The sequence below is a fragment of the Scytonema millei VB511283 genome (genome assembly GCF_000817735.3).
Classification (GTDB): Bacteria; Cyanobacteriota; Cyanobacteriia; order Cyanobacteriales; family Chroococcidiopsidaceae; genus Chroococcidiopsis; species Chroococcidiopsis millei_B.
In genome coordinates, this window is the sequence record NZ_JTJC03000010.1 from 42,839 (window position 1) to 59,623 (window position 16,785).

Genomic DNA, 16,785 nt, shown 5'->3' on the forward strand with positions numbered 1-16,785 from the left:
ACGGATGATGTCTAAAGATTTGATGTCTAAAATTTTGCAGCGATCTCTGCGCTGTGTAGGGGCGATCGCAACTGCTTTAACGATCGCATTTTTTGCCATACCCCAACCAGCTTATGCCCATCACGCGATTGGTGGCAAGACTCCAGTAAATTTATTTGAAGGATTCTTGTCAGGATTAGCTCACCCTGTTATCGGTTTAGATCATTTAGCTTTTGTCGTGGCAATTGGATTACTTGCAGTCGGACAACGGCGTGGTGCTTTAATTCCGGCTGGGTTTGTCGTGGCGGCGATGTTGGGGACAGTTATTCACGTCTTTCAAATCGATTTATCTGCGGCTGAGATCGCGATCGCAGTTTCTGTAATTATCTTTGGGGCAATGCTGTTGTGGCAAAATCGTCCTCACTGGTTGGTAACATTGGGGTTAGGCGCGATCGCGGGATTGTTTCACGGTTACGCTTATGGAGAGTCTATTGTAGGGGCGCAAATGTTTCCTCTATTTGCTTACTTGTTGGGTTTTACTCTAATCCAATATGGTGTTGCCTTAGTTGCCTTTTTAGCAGGGAATTTAGCATTACAGAAATCTGCTAACTCTAGTCCTTCTTGGTTAAGATTATCTGGTTTAGCAATCTGCGCGATCGGTGTAGTGTTCTTGACTTCCTCGGTGATGGGTTAAAAGTTAAGTAGTCACCCAGCACTCAATACAACTGGCAAACTAGAACTCCAGGGGCTTCAGTCATACCATAAACTGACCCTGGAAGTTTACTACATTTACGTGTTTCTTAACATCTGTCTGAATGGATCTTTTAAAACAAGATAAAGTGGTATTGTCAGTTATTAAAACTATGCAAGAGATGGGGCTAACAGCGATTAGCACCGCAACAGAACTTAGAACCAACTCCATTCACATCAGAGGTAGGCGGAACGATGGAGTTGAAATTATTGCTATTGTTAGTTCAGAAGGGAGAACGTATGATGGAATCTTGGATTGACCTAAGTTCTCTAAGCAATAGTGAGTTAACTGCGCTAGAGCAACAAATTTTACAGGAACAATCTCGACGGGTCATGAACGATCCCGAACTTATAGTAGTTGAACCAGATGCATCAGAAGAATCTCATCGAGAAGCGCTTGCAAAGTTGCTGCAACGCAAAAAGCAATAGCTATTATCCTTAATATTGAATGCGATAAATCCAATGGCTACAAAACTTCCTGTTACAGTCGTTACTGGTTTCTTAGGCAGTGGTAAAACAACTCTCATCCGTCATTTACTGCAAAATAATCAGGGACGGCGGATTGCTGTTTTAGTCAATGAGTTTGGCGAGTTAGGGATAGACGGAGAATTACTGAAATCTTGTCAGATTTGTCCAGAAGAGGCGAAAGGTGAAGATAGCTTACCTCAGATTGTGGAATTAACAAATGGTTGTCTGTGTTGTACGGTACAAGAAGAATTCTTGCCGACGATGCAAGAGTTGTTGAAACGCCGAGACAGTCTCGATGGAATTGTCATTGAAACTTCTGGATTAGCTTTACCAAAACCATTAGTGAAAGCTTTTCGCTGGCACGAGATCCGCAATGCTGCTACGGTGGATGCAGTGGTGACTGTGGTAGATTGTGCTGCTGTTGCCGCAGGAACGTTTGCTAGCGATCCGCAAGCGGTTGAGACGCAAAGACAGACAGATGAGAGTTTAGAACACGAAACTCCATTACAGGAATTATTTGAAGACCAGTTGGCTTGTGCAGATTTGGTTATATTGAATAAAACCGACTTAATTGATGCAACAACGCAAGCCGAAGTTTTAAATTTGGTGAAACAAGAATTACCGCGACAGGTAAAAATGGTAACAAGCGATCGCGGTCAAATTGACCCTACAATTTTGTTAGGTTTTCAAGCTGCGGCTGAAGACGATTTGTCTAATCGTCCTAGCCATCACGACACGGAAGAAGACCACAAACACGAAGAGGAAATTACTTCAACCCATGTTGTTTTAAATCGTACATTTGAACCTCATGCTTTACAAAACCAATTGCAAGCATTAGCAAAAGAACAAGATATTTATCGGATTAAAGGTTTTGTCGCTGTTGCTAATAAACCAATGCGTCTAGTTTTACAAGGGGTAGGAACGCGATTTGACCAATTTTACGATCGCTTGTGGCAACCTGAAGAAATGCCGCAAACTCGATTGGTTTTTATCGGTCGCAGCCTCAATCCTACTACAATTGAATCTCAATTAGTAGCTTTGCCGAACTAAAATTGCACTCTTGTTAGGGTGGATCGATCGCGCACCCTAACAAACCATGTATTTCGTCTAATCTTCAAGAACAATAACGATTTATCTATAGTTAAAAGAATTAAGAATATCTTAATTTTGTATCCTAAATAACCATTGTATAGAGGATGATACAATAAGCTGAGCTATTACTCTATGCTTATAGAAATAATCCTATAGTATGGGATTGTAGCAGCCTAACTATCAGGTTGAATTGTATGGATTGGTCATTACAATCGCTAGATCGAGACAACGCCAGTGCTTCACAGTCGGAGGAGTTGACGATCGCCGAAACGGTTGATTTGACGAATTGCGATCGCGAACCGATTCATATTCCTGGTTCTATCCAGCCTCACGGTGTACTTTTTGTCCTACAAGAACCTGACTTAATCGTTGTACAAGTTAGCAAGAATGTTTCCGATATCATTAAAGTTTCAGCTCAAGAATTACTGGATAAACCATTAAGTAAATTACTTAATTTAAAGCATATTAATTCGATAAAACAATGTTTATCGCAGGAATTTGATAGTGTAAATCCATTAAAAGTAGCCATAAAAGCTCAAAACAAAACTCTAGTTTTTGATGGAACTCTTCATCGCAATATAGATAATTTACTTGTTCTAGAACTAGAGCCAAGAAGAACGAATAAAAGTAGAGACTTTTTTGATTTTTATCATTTAGTCAAAAACCCGATCGATCGGATGCAAAAGGTACATACTTTAGCAGAGATGTGCCAAATTGTTGTGAAAGAAGTCAGAAAACTGACTAACTTCGATCGCGTCATGGTTTATCGTTTTAATTCTGAGGGTGCTGGTACGGTTATAGCGGAAGATAAACGCGAAGATTTGAATTCTTATCTTGGCTTGCACTACCCTGCTTCCGATATTCCTAAGCAAGCCAAGCATCTTTATATCCTAAATCTCCTCCGGCTCGTTCCCGATATCAATTACCAACCTGTAGAAATTATTTCTACTGATTCAGATAACAATAAGTCTTTAGATTTGAGTCTTAGTATTTTACGTAGCGTTTCTCCGATCCATATTGAGTATTTAAAAAATATGGGAGTCGGCGCTTCTATGTCCATTTCTTTGATTAAAAATAAAAAATTATGGGGATTGATTGCCTGCCATCATTCCTCAGCTAATTATCTCACTTGTGAAGTCCGTACGGCTTGCGAGTTTTTGGGTCAAGTCATGTCTTTGGAACTGGCTGCTAAAGAAGATAATGAAGGCATGGAATACAAGATTAGACTCAATTCAATTTTATCAAAATTTGTTGAAATTATTCCTCAAGACGAAAATTTTGTTGAAAGTTTACTCCAAGATCGAATCAATTTATTAGAGTTGACTGCTAGCGAGGGAGCTGCTATTTGTGCAGACAGTAAAGTATGGCTAGTTGGTAAAACACCTAGTGAAACAGAAATTCAAGAATTAATTGAATGGCTCGAACCTCAAATTAATAATGACGTATACTGCACGGACTCGCTGCCAAAAGCTTATCAACCAGCAACAAAATTTAAAGATAGTGCGAGTGGTTTGTTAGCAACGGCTATCTCCAAAAGTCAAAATGACTACATTCTTTGGTTTCGTCCTGAAGTCATTCAAACTGTTAATTGGGGTGGTAATCCTCATAAACCAGTTGAAGTACAACAGGATGGAAGCTTGCGCCTATCCCCGCGCAAATCTTTTGAATTGTGGCAAGAAACAGTAAAATTAAAATCTCTACCTTGGCAACAATGCGAAATTGATGTAGCAGTAGAACTGAGAAGTGCCATTGTGGGTATTGTGCTGCGTCAAGCAGCGGAACTAGCACGAATTAATAGTGAGTTAGAACGGAGTAATAGCGAACTCGATGCCTTTGCATATATTGCTTCCCACGATTTAAAAGAGCCATTACGAGGGATTCATAACTACTCCAGCTTTTTACTTGAAGATTATGCAGATATTCTGAATGAAGACGGCGCGCTTAAACTACAAACTTTGGTACGTTTGACGCAGCGAATGGAGGATTTGATTGAATCTCTACTTCACTTCTCGCGGTTGGGAAGGGTAGAGCTTTCTTTCCAAACCACGAATTTAAATGAATTAGTTAATAACGTCATTGAGGTCTTAAATATCAGCTTGAAAGAAGACAAAGCTAATATTCGCATTTCTCAAATTTTACCAGCTATTGAATGCGATCGCGTCCAAGTTAGTGAAGTTTTTAGTAATCTAATTAGCAATGCAATTAAATACAACAACAAAGTAGATAAATTTGTGGAAATTGGTTATTTAGACCCCGAACATAAATCTGACAATAGCCAAACCAATTCCTTTATTTTCTATGTTAGAGATAACGGTATTGGAATTAGAGAAAAACATTTAGAGACGATTTTCCGCATATTTAAGCGACTACATGCACCGAATCGATATGGAGGTGGAACTGGCGCTGGTTTAACTATTGCCAAGAAAATTGTAGAACGTCATGGCGGGAAAATTTGGGTGGAATCAACTTATGGAGAAGGTAGTACGTTTTATTTTACATTGCCCGGTTAATACTACGTATTTCAGTTATCAGTTATCAGTTATCAGTTATCAGATGCCAGTGACAAATGACAAATGACAAATGACAAATGACAAAAATGGTACGAAATAATGCTCAATTCTTTCAAATTAGTAACTCAAGTTGAGCGTATGGCTAGTATATCGACCCAACCATTGTTGTTAATTGAAGATAGCGATGAAGATTTTGAAGCTTTCTGGCGGATAATGCGGAAGTTATCTGTTACCACTCCTATTCATCGCTGTACTGATGGTGACGATGCATTAGACTACTTATATCATGATGGCGAGTACGCCGATCTAGAGCAAGTACTCCGTCCAGCCTTTATTGTTCTTGACTTAAATCTACCAGGTACAGATGGGCGGGAAGTACTGGAACAGATCAAGCAAGACGAGGAGTTAAAAATAATTCCTATTGTAGTATTTACAACATCTTCTAATCCAAAAGACGTGGAGGTTTGTTATCGCTATGGCGTGAATGGCTACATCATTAAACCAATGGATGTGAAAAAATTAATGCATACGATTCAAATTCTCATTCAATACTGGTTTGAAGTTGTGATTCTACCTAATAGTAGGAGGTAGTGATGAGTTTTGAGAGAACAGTTCTCATCGTTGATGATTCCCCTGAAGATCGAGAAACATACCGTCGCTTCTTACTTACTGACGATCGCTACCATTACATATTTTTAGAAGCAGATTATGGTGAGAATGGACTAGAAGTATGCAAACTAGTACAGCCAGATGCTATTTTGTTAGACTTTCACCTCCCTGATATTGACGGTATTGAGTTTTTATGCGAGTTAAAAACTCAATTCGGTAAAATGCAATTACCTGTAATTATGTTGACAGGACGAGGAAATGAAGATGTTGCCGTGCAAGCAATGAAAAGCGGTGCGGCTGACTATTTGGTAAAAGGAAAAACTACGTCAGAAAATCTCCGTTTAGCAATTCATAATATTTTAGAGCGCGATCGCTTAAAACAGCAATTAGAGCAAAGTGAAGACAGATTTCGCACATCAATTGAAAACATGCTCGATTGCTTCGGAATTTATAAAAGCCTGCGGGACGATTCAGGCAAAATTGTCGATTTTGTTGTCGAGTACGTGAATACAGCAGCATGTGCTAATAACCGCATGACAGCAGCAGCACAAATTGGTAAAAAACTCTGTGAAATTTTGCCTTTTCATCGAGAGAATGGATTATTTAATGAATATTGTCGGGTGGTAGAGACAGGCGCACCTCTGACAAAAGAAGACTTAATTTACTCGGATAGATTTAACCAAGAATATTTAACCAGAGCCTTTGATATCCGAGCAAATAAATTGGGCGATGGTTTTGTGGCTTCCTGGCGGGATATCACCGATCGCAAACGTTCTTCAGAGCGTTTGCGATTACTAGAATCTGTCGTTGTCAATGCTAACGATGCCGTCATCATAACCGCGATCGCCCCTATCGAGGAGCCAGCACCGCGAATCATATATGTCAATCAAGCCTTCACTAACTTAACTGGTTATACCTGTGAAGAAGTTGTAGGCAGATCGCCGCGTTTTCTCCAAGGTGCTAAAACCAATAAAGCAGCTCTCCAACGTATTCGGGATGCCTTACAAGCCAGACAAGCAGTACAAGAAGAACTGATTAATTATCGTAAGGATGGCTCGGAATTTTGGGTAGACATTAGCATTGCACCTGTAGCTGATGCCGCAGGGCAATACACTCATTTTGTTGCCATTCAACGCGATATCAGCGATCGCAAACAGAGCGAAATCGAAAACGCTCGGATGCTGGAACTAGCTCAGCAAGGACAGAGAGAAGCTGAAGCCGCTAACCGTGCCAAAGATGAGTTTGTGGCAATGGTGTCTCACGATTTGCGCTCTCCCCTGAATGCGATTCTGGGTTGGGCAAAACTGCTCAAGACTCGTGAGGTGAATGTGGAAATCGCTGCCCGTGCCTTAGACGCGATCGAACGTAACGCCCAATCTCAAGCCAAGTTGCTCGAAGATCTGTTAGATGTGTCGCGCATGATTCGCGGCAAACTAGAACTGCAAGAGACTCAGTTCAATTTAGCTGCCCTTGTAGAAGAGTCGGTTGAAACTACTTTTCTTGCTGCTAGCGCCAAGCAGATTCATTTAGAACTCCGAATTCAAAATTCAGCAGTTGGAATTATTGTTTCTGGCGATCGCGATCGCTTGCAACAAGTTTTGGATAATTTACTTTCAAACGCAATTAAATTTACCCCAGAAGGCGGAAGAGTTGAGGTGCGGCTGACTCAAGGGATTGGGGAGCAGAGGAGCAGAGGAGCAGAGGAGCAGGGGAGACTAGAAGCAACCCCCGACTCCCGACTCCCGATTCCCGACTCCCTCTCTTACGCTCAAATTCAAATTATCGACACGGGCAATGGTATTAGTCCTGAGTTTTTACCCCACGTCTTCGATCGCTTTTGTCAAGCCCAGAGTCCTAATAAGCAAGGAGGATTGGGACTGGGATTGGCGATCGCCCGTCACATAGTAGAATTGCATGGTGGGACAATTCACGCCGCAAGTCTTGGTGTAGGACAAGGGGCAACGTTTACGATCCAGTTGCCATTAATGCCTCCAAAGTAGGGCGATCGCACATTGCCGACTGCGCCCCTGGCTTGGTTGCAGCCAAAGCACCCGCCGCCGCACCCCATACTACTGCTTGTCTCAAGGGTAGTCCTTCTACTAGTGCCGCAGCTAAACCACCATTGAAAGCATCTCCTGCGGCTACCGTGTCTACAGCCTTGACAGAAAAGGCTGGGGTAAAAAATGTTTCTGCTTGAGTAGCACAAACGACACCCTTAGCACCAAGTTTGACGATCGCGTTCCCCACTCCTTTTTGTAACAAAGCCTGCGCTGCTTCGGTTGCCGCTTCTCGTCCATCTACAGTAAAACCAACTAATCGCCCCGCTTCTGTTTCGTTTGGGGTGATGATATCGACCAAGGGATAAAGTTCGTCTGGTAAGTTTTGGGCTGGTGCAGGATCGAGAATGACTTTGATTCCGGCTGCTTTTGCAACTTGGGCGGCTGCAATAACGGCGCTGAGGGGAATTTCGAGTTGGAGGAGTAGTATCGATCCCCCTAACCCCCCTTGAAACGGGGGGCTATTTGTTCCCCCCTTGTGGGAAGGGGGGTTAGGGGGGATCTTTAATAAACTCTGGAGACGTTCTACATCCGTCTCATCAACTCGTCCATTTGCCCCAGGAGTGATAATAATTTGATTTTCGCCATTATCGGCAACTGCGATCGCAGCTACCCCAGAACTGATACTTTCATCGACTAATACATTCTCAGTCTTGACTCCCGCCGCTTGCAGACTTGCTAATAATTCTCGACCGAAATTATCTCCGCCAATGCGCCCTACCATGTAGGAGGGAACGCCCAATTTTGCGATCGCAACTGCCTGATTCGCGCCTTTTCCCCCGGGTGCGGTAGCAAAACTATGTCCCGTCAATGTTTCCCCAGGTAAAGGTAATCTGGGTGTTTTGCTAACTAGATCGATATTGATACTACCGAATACGATTGCAACCATGAGCAGAAAGTCAAAAGTCAAAAGTCAAAGGTCAAAATCTACCTTTCATCTCTTACCCTACTCCTGTACGGGCGGGTTTAACTGCCGAACTATTTGTTCTGGTACAAGTAGCGTCAAAAACCCGCCCCTACGATTCCCGCATTCACAAAATTTGCGATAAAAATTTGCGCGTCCGTTCTTCTTTGGGGTTTTGAAAAAATTCTTGGGGAGGGGCTTGTTCGACTAACATTCCACTATCCATTAATACAATGCGATCGGCAACTTCGCGGGCAAACCCAACTTCGTGCGTCACGACTACCATTGTCATCCCCGATCGCGCTAAACTCCTCATCACATCTAACACTTCTCGTACCATTTCTGGGTCAAGCGCTGATGTAGGTTCGTCAAATAACATAATTTTAGGCTGCATTGCCAACGCCCGGGCGATCGCTACCCGTTGTTGTTGTCCGCCAGAAAGTTGTCCTGGGTACTTTTGCGCTTGTTCTAAAATTCCTACCCTTTCCAACAGTTGCATGGCGACTTCTTCCGCTTTTTGTCTTTTCCAACGCCGTACCCAAATCGGTGACAGAGTTACGTTTTGTAGTACGGTAAGGTGAGGAAACAAGTTAAATTGCTGAAACACCATTCCCACTTCTCTACGAATTGCATCGATGTTGCGCAAGTCGTGAGTCAGGGCAATTCCATCAATTTCAATTCGCCCTTGTTGATAATCTTCTAAAGCATTAAACGTGCGAATAAACGTAGATTTACCCGAACCAGAGGGACCCATCACCACCACCACCTCCCCCCGATTCACGGTAAGGCTAACCCCACGCAGGACGTAAAATTTGTTGCTGCTATACCACTTATGGACGTTCTCAGCAATAATCATTGGTTGTGGATTGTCATTTGTCATTTGTCATTTTTAATTGATAGTTGACGGTTGACGGTTGACGGTTGACGGCTGACTGTTAACTGTCAACTGTTAACTGTCAACCATTTACATTTAATTTCCGTTCCAAATAACGACTGGCTGTAGACATACCGTAGCAAAAGAGCCAGTAGAGTAAGCCAATGAATAAATAAACTTCGGCATAACGTCCGAGGAATTGGGGTTGTGCCAAAATTGAGCGAGAAATTCCAGTTAATTCTAGTAAACCAAATAGGGCGAGTAGAGATGTATCTTTAAATAAACCAATAAATTGACCGACGATCGCGGGAATTACGGCTTTAAGTGCTTGGGGTAATACGATCAATAACACAACTAAAGGCGAACTTAAACCCAAAGCTTTAGCAGCTTCGTATTGTCCTCTAGGAATAGCTTGCAATCCACCACGGATATTTTCTGCTAAATACGCTGCACTAAATAATACGAGTCCGGCGATCGCCCGTAGTACGCGATCTAAATTGCGGAAGTTAGGCGGGAGAAATAACGGTAACATTACCTGGGCTAAGAATAAAATGCCAATGAGTGGTAACCCGCGAATCACTTCAATGTAGAGGATCGATAAGATCCGGACTATAGGTAATGGACTTTGGCGACCGAGGGCGAGTAACACGCCAAAGGGAAACGACAGTACGATCCCGCAAATTGCTGTGAGTAGGGTTAGTAATAGCCCCGACCATACATTGGTTGGGACGGAAGTTAAACCCAAACCACCTCCAATTAACCAAATGTTGACGATAAATACTAATCCCCAAGCTGGGGTGAGCCAAGGGCTAATACTAGTAGGTAATTTGCGTCCAACTGCGTAGCCAACTATGGCAACAATGGCGATCGCTAATATCCACAAACGCGCACTCAGTTCTAAAGGTAGCAGTACAATAGCTGCAATAATTACCCCTAAAACAAATAAAATTGTCCGGCTAAATATGGGAGAGTTTCTGACAATATAACCCCAACAAAGCCCTGCTAAACCGATAATCAGCCCCAGTGCCGTCCACACTCGCCAATACAATTCAGGAGGAAATCGACCGACAAAAAAGAGCCGCAAGTTTGCACCTACGACTCTCCACTGTGCCGTAGTTAATGCCCAACTAATAAAGCTACTCAGTCCCCAAATAATGACTGTTAGACAAATTATTGTCAGGATACTGTTGTACCAAGTACTGAACAAATTTTTCTGTACCCAGTTAAGGGGAGATGTGGGTGGGTTAGGAGGCGCAGACGATTGGATTTGCAAGGGTCTATCTCTCCTTAATTTGCACGGTGCGGTTGTATAAATTCATGATGAGAGAGATGGTTAAGCTTGTGGTTAGATAGGTAATCATAATCAGCAACATCACTTCCACAGCCCGTCCCGTCTGATTAAATGTTGTGGAAGCAACGAAATAGACATCGGGGAAACCGACTGCGATCGCCAAACTAGAATTTTTGGCTAAGTTGAGATAGTGACTCGTTAAAGGTGGTATAATCACGCGCAATGCTTGTGGTAAAATCACCATTTGCATGATCCGATTTGGCTTCAGTCCCAAAGCACGGGCTGCTTCCCACTGCCCTTTTGGTACGGCTAAAATCCCCGCCCTCACAATTTCAGCAATATAACTACTCGTATAAATCACCAGTCCAGCGAGTAGGGCGCAAAACTCTGGCGACAGACGCAATCCACCCTCAATCTGTCCCTGCGTAACTTGCGGAATACTCAACCAAAAGGGAATACTGCGGGTCAAGATAAAAGCCACGATCGCCGCCCCTAAAATAGAACCCAAAGCATACCAAATTTGGTTTCCTACCTGTCCTCGTTCTACCATGACGCGCCCCCGCCAGCGCCACAAGGCGATCGCTCCAACAATTCCCGCCAGCAGTAACACCAACCAAATGCCTCCCCCCGAACCAATTTCCAGCCACGGGAAAAATACGCCTTGTCCCGTCAAGTAAGTAGAACCAAGAAGAGTAATAGGATTTTCAATTCCTGGTAGATTGATAAAAACGGCAAAGTACCAAAAAAATAGTTGCAATAGTAGAGGTACGTTGCGGAAGATTTCTACATAAGCAACAGCGATGCGTCGTACCAACCAGTTATCTGAAAGTTGGGCAATGCCAAAGATTAATCCAAAAATAGTAGCTAAAACAAGACCGATTGCTACCACGCGCAATGAATTGAGCAACCCGACAAAAATTGCCCGACTATAACTATTAGACGGATCGTAAGGAATTATACTTTCGCCAATATCAAAGGAGGCTTGGACTCCCAAAAAATCAAATCCTAACTGAATGCCTAATTGCCGCAGATTGTAGGTAAGATTATCCCAAATCAGGGCAATAAAAATTACCACCAACAAAACCGCGATCGCCTGTCCGGCAATCTGCCAGAAGCGATCGTCTCGTAATAGTTTTTGCAATTTCATGTAGCGGTAATGGGTAAGTCGTAAGTCGTAAGTCGTAAGTCGTAAGTGGCTGGCGGTTAGCGGCTAGTGGATAGATTATTTCCGGTCTAGCCACTAGCCACTAGTCACTAGTCACTCTCTACTGAGAACTGATAACTGTTACCTGAACGGTGGAGCATAATGTAAGCCACCTTTCTCCCAGATATCGTTCTGACCGCGTGGTAAATTGAATGGCGTGCCAGGTCCAAGATTACGGTTGTAAATCTCGCCGTAGTTGCCGACTTTCCTCACCGCACGGGCAACAAAATCATTCGGTAAACCCGCACCTTGACCTAAATTTCCTTCCGTGCCTAGCAATCTTTTGACAACTGGGTCTTGGCTTTTGGCGAATTGGTCGATGTTTTGAGAATTAATCCCCAGTTCTTCGGCTTCAATTAAACCAAAGATCGTCCACTTAACTGCATCAAACCAGCGAGAGTCTCCGTTTTTCACGGCTGGCGTGAGTGGTTCTTTGGATAAAAGCGCATCTAGAATAATATTATCTTGCGGATTTTTCAGTGTTGTTCGACGGGATACCAATCCAGAGCGATCGGTACTCACAGCCTGACACCGACCCTGTTCGTATGCTGCGTAAACGGCATTAGCATCTTCAAATACTAGGGGGGTGTATTTCACTCCAATTTTACGCATCTGATCGGCGAAGTTTTGCTCGGTAGTGGTTCCCGTCTCCATGCAAACAGCTTTACCCTGCAAACCCTTCAAGTCTTTTGTCCCAGCAGATTTCTTCACCATTACGCCCTGACCGTCATAAAACGTCACGGGAAGAAACTCCAGCCCTACCGAAGTATCGCGACTCATCGTCCAAGTCGTATTACGGCTGAGGATATCGACTTCTCCCGCTTGCAGGGCAGTGAATCTCTCTTTTGCGTTCAGATTGCGGAAATCGACAGCATTCGGATCGTCAAATAAAGCCGCTGCGATCGCCCGACAGATATCCACGTCGAGTCCAGAATACTTACCTGCTTGGTCTACGTAGCTAAATCCTGGTAAAGTACCACTGACACCGCACGCCAGCCTGCCGCGAGACTTAGCTGCATCTAATGTACCCCCTCCCCCCCCTGCGGCTGGGCTGCCTGTTTGGGCGGTTCCCTGTGGCTGTGGTGACTGAGAATAAAATTGGCTGCAAGCAGCTAAAGGAGTTGCTACCAGCGCAACACCCACTAGCAGTACACTCCTTTTGAACATAAATAAATTTGTCCTACTCTTCTCTGTTTTTTTACGATGCACGCTCATACTAAGTGGTATCAATTGCCACAAAAGCGAGTGTTTCTCTGTAAATTTGATTAGTTAAACTCTACAGCATACCTGTGGGGCGCACAGATGTGCGCCCCTACTAAAATACGTAAAAATTGCACCGTTAATTCTGATACGAACGACCGCGCCTATAAAGAGTTACTCCTAGAGCAATTCCAGGAATAGTCAAAACTGCTACCCAAGGAGAACGCCACCAATCAATTGTTTGCGTCGTGTAGCTGTTCCGATATCTACTGCAAGGATAAGATTGAGCTGGATCGACAGAAGAAAATAAAACTCCACCCGCGATCGCAGTTGTGGATAAGATAGCCGCCAACGATAATTTTGCTGCTTTCATTGTGCATAACTCCCTTAGCTATTACCAGTTCAACTCAAGTCGCCTGACAGAAGCATTAATTTTTATAAATTGTAATTTTCTTCCCAATAATTTTCCAAAATTTCTTTTGACCTCAGCCACCCTACACTATTGCCTGCTACCCTAGATATTCGTGTTGTTGCGCTGAAGCTCTGTTAAAGTTCTGAAAAAGCGACGTTACCGACGGGTCAAGCCGCGAAAATCTGGGCGTATGGGTTGGTGTTGTCTGATGCTACTACTGCCTACCTTATTGTGGCTGGGATACAAAGAGGTGAAAAGCCAGTTGGAGCCATATCAAGCAATTCTCGTCCTCGGCGGTTCAGTCCAACGAGAGAAGTTTGCGATTGAATTTGCACGGAACAAGCCAGATTTACCAATTTGGGTTTCTGGTGGAAGTCCGAAAGAATACGCCCGTAATTTATTTACCCAAGCTGGTGTCGATCGCAGTCGCTTGCATTTAGACTACCAGGCAGTCGATACGGTCACAAACTTTACTACTTTAGTCGGCGAGTTTCAAAAGCGGGGCATCAAGAAGATCTACCTGATCACGTCTGATTATCATATGCGCCGTGCCGAAACAATCGGTCAAATTGTCTTAGGTAGTCGTGGGATTGATTTTACCCCGATTTCCGTTCCCTCCAAGCGATCGCCAGAACCCTACAACAAAACCATCCGCGACGGAGGTAGAGCTTTGCTCTGGGTGCTGACAGGACGCACGGGTTCGACATTGACGAAAAGATAAGTCAGAAGTCGGGCGTCGGTGAAGAGAGCTGAGAGAGCTGGGGAAGCTGGGGCAGAAAAAACAACTGTTAACCGTCAACTGTCAGCCGTCAACTAACAATCAATTACCAATTACCCGTTACCTCTCACCTCTTGATAGATGTGATTTTAGATTTGACAGATTAAATTTATGTTGATTACCCATGTTTGTTTGTGGTGGCGATCGCGGTTCGATGAGCCACTGTTTATGTATCTATGATTATCGATTCAAGCAGTACAAAATTATTATCTCGCGCCAGCGATCGCTCTAAATTGGGTTTAGTTTGTATCACCGTTTCTAAAGCAGTCCGCTATCGTACCATGACGCGGACGCGCTACCTCAAGTTGAGTGCAGCAGAACGGGAAACTGTCTTGCGAGAACTGTATCTAAGCAATTTAACTCGCTTGGATGCGGCAATATCTTTTTGTCAAACAAACCAAATCTTCCTCTATCGAATGCCTTCGGGTTTGTTTCCCCTGAGTGACATGGAAGACGGCATCGGACAAGCTATCTTAGCAGAAATGGCTGCCGATTTAGCCGCAGTGGGAACGCGATCGCAACTACTGGGCATCCGAATGGTACTCCATCCCGATCAATTTGTGGTACTAAGTTCTGACTCGCCACAAGTCGTGGAAAACAGTATCAAAATTTTGACACAACATGCCCAAATTATGGACTTGCTCAGTTTACCGCGATCGGCTTGGGCGTGTATGAATATTCACGGAGGCAAAGCTCAGAGAACTGCGCAATTGGTGCAAGTTGTCAATCGTCTTCCAGAAGCAATTAAAAGCCGCCTCACTTTTGAAAATGACGAATATGCCTACAGTGCTGAGGAAATCTTAGCCGTTTGTCAGCAGGCAAAAGTCCCAATGGTCTTTGACGCTCACCATCACATTTGTCACGAGAAACTAGAAAGCTACGATCATCCCTCCGTAGCCGAGATGTTTTATGCTGCTAGATCGACGTGGGAAAATCCAGATTGGCAACTCGTCCACATTTCTAACGGTGAAGCAGCTTTCGGTGACAGACAGCATAGCGAATTTATTACCGTTATGCCTAGTATCTACCGAGAAGCGCCCTGGATTGAAATTGAAGCTAAGGCAAAAGAAGAAGCGATCGCGGCTTTGACCAACAACAATTGGTGATAATATTTGCTGTTATCGCTGCTTAACTGCGAAACCTGCATTCTTGATGCGAGCAGAATTTGGTTGAAATCAATATGTCATCTCTGCAAAAAACTCAAATAGCATTTCGTCCAGTACGGCGCTTTCTCTGGCTAGAACGATTGATTGCTCTTGTGGTTTTACTGAATTTCTTCCTTGTCTTGTTTGATTTATCATATATTCCCTGGCGAGACTTTTATTTTGAGAAAGTTCCTCAAATTGTTCAGCACTACGATCCCATTAAAGGTATCGAACCTCATCGAGAAACAACCCGATATCTGGCTCAATTTCAACAAATCAAACAACAAATCGAGCAGACGGGTATTCAGTCCCCAGAAGTCGAAAATTTATTAGCTCAAATGCGGCAACTTAGCGATGAGTTAATCGAAGATAACCCTTTTGCGATCGCCCAGAAAACCGGACATTTAGAAAAGATCAAAAATCAAGTCCGCGATCGCGTCCATATTAACTCAGCTCATCAAGCTTTTGATACTTTTTGGAGTCAGGCTTATCTCAATCGCGCAGGCTGGGAGCGAGAATTAGATTTCTTCACGACAAATCTTCAACCGCTCATAGAAACTAACTACTATCGTGGCATTAATACCCGAGGTAGATTCATCGATCGCTTTTGGCTCATTGACATACCTTTCATCGCTTTTTTTGGCTTAGAAATTCTGATTCGCACTTTCTTTATCAGCCGTCAAAGACCAGATTTAAATTGGCTAGAGGCACTGCTAAGGCGTTGGTACGATTTATTTCTCCTCTTACCATTTTGGCGCTGGCTGAGGGTAATTCCAGTAACAATACGGCTTTATCAAGCACAATTATTAAATCTCGAACCTGTTCGCAAGCAAATTAAATATGATTTTGTCACTAATTTCGCTGAAGAAATGACAGAAATTGTTGGCGTGCGGTTAATCGATCAAATGCAAGACTCAATCGAACGGGGTGATGCAGCTGAGTGGTTATTAAGGACGGGACGTTACCAACCCTATATCAATATTAATAACACTAATGAAGTGCAAGAAATTGCTAATCGCTTACTGCGCATGACAATTTATCAAGTCATTCCCAAAGTCCAAACTGATATTGAATCATTACTCCACTACAGTATCGAAAATGCCATTAAGAAAACTCAAATGTACCAGCAAATACAGCATTTACCAGGTATGGAAACTCTACCTCGTCAAGTTTCATCAAAATTAGCTAACGATATTTCTCAATCTACCTACACAACTTTAACCAATTTACTTGAAGATCCCGTAGTTATAGAAAAATCAAGTCACTTAATTCAAAATTTTAGTATTGCCCTGGAAACAGAAGTTAAAAAACAGCATAACTTGCAAGCACTCAAGTCATTATTTGTAGACTTACTAGAAGAAGTCAAAATTAATTACGTCAAAGATATTGCCCAAGGTGGAGTTGAAAGAAGTTGGGAAGAAGCAAATCAATTGCGCCGTATCATCCGTCAGTAGAAGTAAATTTTTAGCAATATGTCACGCAAAGACAAGGACACTTGCGTGCGAGTGTATC

16 protein-coding genes are annotated in these 16,785 nt (G+C 43.2%); 9 read left to right on the top strand and 7 right to left on the bottom strand.

The annotated features are described in order from the left end of the window. The first annotated feature begins 4 nt into the window (after window positions 1-4). From QH73_RS24025 to QH73_RS24050, 6 genes are all read left to right on the top strand, one after another. On the top strand, window positions 5-673 hold the full coding sequence (locus QH73_RS24025; RefSeq protein ID WP_201278326.1) for a HupE/UreJ family protein: 669 nt from the start codon (window positions 5-7) through the stop codon (window positions 671-673). Between the two features lie 251 nt (window positions 674-924). Further along, window positions 925-1,158, top strand: coding sequence for a hypothetical protein (locus QH73_RS24030; RefSeq protein ID WP_039713067.1), 234 nt, complete (start codon window positions 925-927; stop codon window positions 1,156-1,158). Window positions 1,159-1,191: 33 nt separating this feature from the next. Then, complete coding sequence (gene cobW, locus QH73_RS24035) at window positions 1,192-2,247, top strand: cobalamin biosynthesis protein CobW (protein WP_039713066.1); 1,056 nt, start codon at window positions 1,192-1,194, stop codon at window positions 2,245-2,247. 236 nt (window positions 2,248-2,483) lie between these two features. After that, the gene (locus tag QH73_RS24040) at window positions 2,484-4,799 is read left to right on the top strand and encodes an ATP-binding protein (RefSeq protein ID WP_052289706.1); all 2,316 of its coding nucleotides are present in this window, start codon (window positions 2,484-2,486) and stop codon (window positions 4,797-4,799) included. 138 nt (window positions 4,800-4,937) lie between these two features. Next, window positions 4,938-5,390 carry a response regulator gene (locus QH73_RS24045; protein ID WP_039714408.1) on the top strand — a complete coding sequence of 151 codons (453 nt, stop codon included), beginning with the start codon at window positions 4,938-4,940 and terminating at the stop codon, window positions 5,388-5,390. A 2-nt stretch (window positions 5,391-5,392) separates the two neighbouring features. Beyond that, a complete protein-coding gene (locus QH73_RS24050; RefSeq protein ID WP_132867512.1) occupies window positions 5,393-7,408 on the top strand; it encodes a hybrid sensor histidine kinase/response regulator in 2,016 nt (671 codons plus the stop codon). On the opposite strand, the gene QH73_RS24055 is transcribed toward QH73_RS24050, so the two are convergent. The 7 genes from QH73_RS24055 to QH73_RS24080 all read right to left on the bottom strand — a co-directional run bounded on the left by QH73_RS24055 (window position 7,374) and on the right by QH73_RS24080 (window position 13,311). After that, complete coding sequence (locus tag QH73_RS24055; RefSeq protein WP_039714407.1) at window positions 7,374-8,354, bottom strand: ribokinase; 981 nt, start codon at window positions 8,352-8,354, stop codon at window positions 7,374-7,376. The two genes, QH73_RS24050 and QH73_RS24055, sit on opposite strands and share 35 nt — an antisense overlap. 142 nt (window positions 8,355-8,496) lie before the next feature. Continuing rightward, window positions 8,497-9,249 (bottom strand): amino acid ABC transporter ATP-binding protein, encoded by a 753-nt coding sequence (locus QH73_RS24060; RefSeq protein ID WP_039713064.1) that lies wholly within the window; start codon window positions 9,247-9,249, stop codon window positions 8,497-8,499. Window positions 9,250-9,325: 76 nt separating this feature from the next. After that, complete coding sequence (locus QH73_RS24065; protein ID WP_132867513.1) at window positions 9,326-10,516, bottom strand: amino acid ABC transporter permease; 1,191 nt, start codon at window positions 10,514-10,516, stop codon at window positions 9,326-9,328. Between the two features lie 4 nt (window positions 10,517-10,520). Further along, window positions 10,521-11,615: an amino acid ABC transporter permease gene (locus QH73_RS24070; protein WP_309476528.1), complete on the bottom strand. Its 1,095-nt coding sequence runs from the start codon at window positions 11,613-11,615 to the stop codon at window positions 10,521-10,523. Beyond that, the gene (locus QH73_RS29245) at window positions 11,578-11,775 is read right to left on the bottom strand and encodes a hypothetical protein (RefSeq protein ID WP_309476527.1); all 198 of its coding nucleotides are present in this window, start codon (window positions 11,773-11,775) and stop codon (window positions 11,578-11,580) included. The genes QH73_RS24070 and QH73_RS29245 overlap by 38 nt, the downstream gene beginning before the upstream one ends. A 44-nt stretch (window positions 11,776-11,819) precedes the next feature. Beyond that, window positions 11,820-12,905 carry an amino acid ABC transporter substrate-binding protein gene (locus tag QH73_RS24075; RefSeq protein WP_039713062.1) on the bottom strand — a complete coding sequence of 362 codons (1,086 nt, stop codon included), beginning with the start codon at window positions 12,903-12,905 and terminating at the stop codon, window positions 11,820-11,822. A 172-nt stretch (window positions 12,906-13,077) separates the two neighbouring features. Further along, window positions 13,078-13,311: a hypothetical protein gene (locus QH73_RS24080; RefSeq protein ID WP_132867514.1), complete on the bottom strand. Its 234-nt coding sequence runs from the start codon at window positions 13,309-13,311 to the stop codon at window positions 13,078-13,080. Between the two features lie 247 nt (window positions 13,312-13,558). Here QH73_RS24080 and QH73_RS24085 point away from each other — a divergent pair, with 247 nt between their 5' ends. The 3 genes from QH73_RS24085 (at window position 13,559) to QH73_RS24095 (ending at window position 16,727) form a co-directional block, all read left to right on the top strand. Next, window positions 13,559-14,071 (top strand): YdcF family protein, encoded by a 513-nt coding sequence (locus QH73_RS24085; protein WP_039713061.1) that lies wholly within the window; start codon window positions 13,559-13,561, stop codon window positions 14,069-14,071. A gap of 233 nt (window positions 14,072-14,304) precedes the next feature. Further along, entirely contained in the window at window positions 14,305-15,234 is a 930-nt protein-coding gene (uvsE, locus tag QH73_RS24090; protein ID WP_039713060.1) for a UV DNA damage repair endonuclease UvsE, read from the top strand. A gap of 74 nt (window positions 15,235-15,308) precedes the next feature. Next, entirely contained in the window at window positions 15,309-16,727 is a 1,419-nt protein-coding gene (locus tag QH73_RS24095) for a hypothetical protein (RefSeq protein ID WP_052289705.1), read from the top strand. The last annotated feature ends 58 nt before the right edge of the window (window positions 16,728-16,785 follow it).

What these genes read in the sequence shown, in the direction of transcription:
- QH73_RS24025 (WP_201278326.1), top strand. Translation starts at nt 5, where the DNA reads ATGATGTCTAAAGATTTGATGTCTAAAATTTTGCAGCGATCTCTGCGC.
- QH73_RS24030 (WP_039713067.1), top strand. Translation starts at nt 925, where the DNA reads ATGGAGTTGAAATTATTGCTATTGTTAGTTCAGAAGGGAGAACGTATG.
- cobW (WP_039713066.1), top strand. Translation starts at nt 1,192, where the DNA reads ATGGCTACAAAACTTCCTGTTACAGTCGTTACTGGTTTCTTAGGCAGT.
- QH73_RS24040 (WP_052289706.1), top strand. Translation starts at nt 2,484, where the DNA reads ATGGATTGGTCATTACAATCGCTAGATCGAGACAACGCCAGTGCTTCA.
- QH73_RS24045 (WP_039714408.1), top strand. Translation starts at nt 4,938, where the DNA reads ATGGCTAGTATATCGACCCAACCATTGTTGTTAATTGAAGATAGCGAT.
- QH73_RS24050 (WP_132867512.1), top strand. Translation starts at nt 5,393, where the DNA reads ATGAGTTTTGAGAGAACAGTTCTCATCGTTGATGATTCCCCTGAAGAT.
- QH73_RS24055 (WP_039714407.1), bottom strand. Translation starts at nt 8,354, where the DNA reads ATGGTTGCAATCGTATTCGGTAGTATCAATATCGATCTAGTTAGCAAA.
- QH73_RS24060 (WP_039713064.1), bottom strand. Translation starts at nt 9,249, where the DNA reads ATGACAAATGACAATCCACAACCAATGATTATTGCTGAGAACGTCCAT.
- QH73_RS24075 (WP_039713062.1), bottom strand. Translation starts at nt 12,905, where the DNA reads ATGTTCAAAAGGAGTGTACTGCTAGTGGGTGTTGCGCTGGTAGCAACT.
- QH73_RS24080 (WP_132867514.1), bottom strand. Translation starts at nt 13,311, where the DNA reads ATGAAAGCAGCAAAATTATCGTTGGCGGCTATCTTATCCACAACTGCG.
- QH73_RS24085 (WP_039713061.1), top strand. Translation starts at nt 13,559, where the DNA reads ATGCTACTACTGCCTACCTTATTGTGGCTGGGATACAAAGAGGTGAAA.
- uvsE (WP_039713060.1), top strand. Translation starts at nt 14,305, where the DNA reads ATGATTATCGATTCAAGCAGTACAAAATTATTATCTCGCGCCAGCGAT.
- QH73_RS24095 (WP_052289705.1), top strand. Translation starts at nt 15,309, where the DNA reads ATGTCATCTCTGCAAAAAACTCAAATAGCATTTCGTCCAGTACGGCGC.